The 2,886-nt window shown below is 39.0% G+C and carries 4 protein-coding genes; all 4 read left to right on the top strand.

Translation table 11 applies throughout. From position 1 onward, the window contains the following. Positions 1 to 145: 145 nt before the first annotated feature. Positions 146 to 1,708, top strand: coding sequence for an IS21 family transposase (gene istA / locus BFI01S_RS21425; RefSeq protein ID WP_061794382.1), 1,563 nt, complete (start codon positions 146 to 148; stop codon positions 1,706 to 1,708). Then, complete coding sequence (gene istB, locus BFI01S_RS21430) at positions 1,698 to 2,447, top strand: IS21-like element helper ATPase IstB (protein ID WP_061794383.1); 750 nt, start codon at positions 1,698 to 1,700, stop codon at positions 2,445 to 2,447. Before istA ends, istB begins: the two co-directional genes overlap by 11 nt. Further along, positions 2,444 to 2,644, top strand: a complete 201-nt coding sequence (locus BFI01S_RS21435) for a hypothetical protein (protein ID WP_012958829.1) — start codon at positions 2,444 to 2,446, stop codon at positions 2,642 to 2,644. The genes istB and BFI01S_RS21435 overlap by 4 nt, the downstream gene beginning before the upstream one ends. 17 nt (positions 2,645 to 2,661) lie before the next feature. After that, a partial coding sequence (locus BFI01S_RS23830; RefSeq protein ID WP_206700464.1) for a hypothetical protein occupies positions 2,662 to 2,886 on the top strand: 225 nt, incomplete at its 3' end.

Consider the following 2,886-nt stretch of genomic DNA (forward strand, 5'->3'; position numbering starts at 1 on the left):
ATTACAGTCATCCGATTGAACCAGTTGTGCCATCTTTTTGATCCGCCTCGGACATGAATTTGATCCAATTAAGACATGACTGACCCACCCTCCTATATAATGAAGGAGCACATTTGTGCAAATTTATTATATAGGAGGTTTTTTTGTGGTTAAGTATCGAGAAATCTTAAGGCTTCATGCGCAGGAAGTTACACAAAGGGGGATAGCTTCGAGCTGTGGCCATTCTAGAAACACAATTAGAGAAGTAATTCGGCGAGCGGAAGAGAAGAACATTCAGTGGCCAATAGAAAAGGGCATGACAGATCAAGACCTACAAATGATTTTATTCCCTGAGAAAAAGGTGCCGTCAGACCATCGTCGAAAGCCTGATGGCGAGTATATTCATAAGGAATTGGCTAAAACTGGGGTAACACTCTCCCTTTTATGGGACGAGTACTCTTTACAGTGCAGGGCAAACGATGAAATTCCGTACAGTTATCGTCAGTTTTGTAGATTTTACAACGACTATGCAAGGAAAACCAAAGCAACAATGCGCATCAAAAGAAAGCCTGGGGAACAAATGGAAGTGGACTGGGCAGGTCAAACTATGCATATCACGAACAATCTAACAGGAGAAGAAGCTCCTGTTTATATTTTTGTTTCTGCATTGCCATGTAGTCAATATGCGTATGTAGAAGGATTCTTATCCATGGATGTAGAGAGTTGGATTACAGCCCATATTCATGCTTTTGAATTTTATGGGGGAGTCACGAGGATAATTGTTCCCGATAACTTAAAGACAGGAGTGACAAAGTCTTCCCGTACCGATCCTATTATTAATCAAAGCTATCAGGAAATGGCTGAGTTTTACCAGACTACTATTATCCCAGCACGTGTACGTCATCCCAAGGACAAACCAAGTGTAGAAGGTAATGTTGGTCATATCTCAACTTGGATCATCGCTTCTCTTCGCAATGAAAAGTTCTTTTCTTTGATTGAACTAAACAAAGCGATAAAAGAAAAACTAGATGTAGTGAATACAAAACCTTTCCAAAAGAGAAAAGGGAATAGGCAGGAAGCATTTTTAGAGGAAGAAAGATTTGCATTGATTCCCCTGCCTCATTCACCTTATGAGATCGCAAGCTGGGCAAAGACCGTTGTCCAGCCTGACTATCATATAAAAGTGGATTATAACTATTACTCTGTTCCCTATGATTATATCAAATATGTGGTAGACGTTCGAGTAACGAGGACTATCATTGAAGTATTTTATAAGAATATACGAATTGCTTCGCATAAAAGATCAAATAAGTCAGGTGGAGATTTCAGTACTATTCCTGATCATATGCCTAGAGACCATAGAAAGTATGCATCATTTGATAAGGAATTTATATTAGAGTGGGGTGCTACAACTGGCCCTGCCACCTTATTAACCATTGAAAGAATCTTAGAATCTTATCCGACTGAAAAGCAGGGCCTGAAATCTGCCTATGCATTAATGAAACTAGCAGATAAATACTCTATCGAACGCATAGAGAAGGCATGTGAAAGAGTGTTGTCCTATACGCCAAGACCCAAACTAAAAAGCATTCAAACCATCCTAAAAACAGGACATGACAAATTACCAGTAGAGGATACAAGCAAACAGTTGAGCACACAAAAAAATGATAACGTTTACGGGTTTACTCGTGGCGCTGATTATTACGGAGGGAATAATAATGACAATTGATAACACTTTAACAAAATTAAATGAAATGAGAATGACTGCGATGGCAGAAACATTAAGAGAACAATTGAGAAATTCAGAATACCAAGAACTATCTTTCGAGGAACGATTTGGGTTACTCGTTGATATCGAATGGTCCAGAAGACAAAACAATAAACTTGATCGCCTGATCAAGTCGGCTGAATTACGTGATACACAGGCATGTATCGAGGATATTGAATATCATCCGGATAGAAAGCTTGATAAAGCGCAAATTTTACGATTAGCAACCGGTAATTATATTGAAGAACATCACAACATTATATTAATGGGTGCTTCTGGAAATGGAAAAACCTATTTATCTTGTGCATTTGGCATAGCTGCATGTCGTCAGTTGTATAAAGTGAAATATATTCGATTACCAGACCTCTTGGATGAATTAGCAATCGCAAGAGGAGAAGGAACTTATAGAAAGGTGATGAAAAAATACAAGAATGTAAACCTACTCATCTTAGATGAGTGGCTATTAACTCCGTTAAAAGAGACTGAGGCAAGAGATCTTCTTGAAATCGTAGAAGCACGCCACCAGCAAGGGTCAACTATCTTTTGTTCTCAATTTGATCCTAGAGGATGGCACGATAAAATTGGTGAAGGTACACTGGCAGATGCCATTCTAGACAGAATTGTGCACGATTCCTACACCATACTTATTGACGGTGAAGTCTCCATGAGAGAACGTCACGGATTGGCGGTATCAAAATGATCCCAGAAGAAGTTGAAATCCGTATAGCGAAGTATTTTTTACACATGTATTTACCTGATGAAGTAATGCGGAAAGTGGAAGAAAAACTCTTACCTCCATGTATTTGGAAAGGTGAAGAGGAATTAGACTACGATGAACTCGTTCGTTGGTCTCTTGAGATAATTAATCAAGAACTAGACGGTAAAAGCTTTAAATAAGTCAAACAGCCATTGGAATGTTTCAGGTTTCAATGGCTTTATATCAATCTACTATTGTCTCTCTCCCCGGCACTTACTGGCTCATTCTGGCTCAATACTCATACGGAAAGATTACACCAATAATACTTTTTGGATTCACTATTTATATGGTTGTGGATCACTTCTGTCATAAGTGGATCAATATCTTGTCCGGAGTGGGTCATAAAGATGGCAGAGGTGGGGCTAACCTATGTCCTTCTTCA

Source organism: Cytobacillus firmus NBRC 15306, from assembly GCF_001591465.1.
Classification (GTDB): domain Bacteria; phylum Bacillota; class Bacilli; order Bacillales; family Cytobacillaceae; genus Cytobacillus; species Cytobacillus firmus.

Coding starts and splice junctions, on each gene's coding strand:
- istB (WP_061794383.1), top strand. CDS start 1,698: ATGACAATTGATAACACTTTAACAAAATTAAATGAAATGAGAATGACT.
- BFI01S_RS21435 (WP_012958829.1), top strand. CDS start 2,444: ATGATCCCAGAAGAAGTTGAAATCCGTATAGCGAAGTATTTTTTACAC.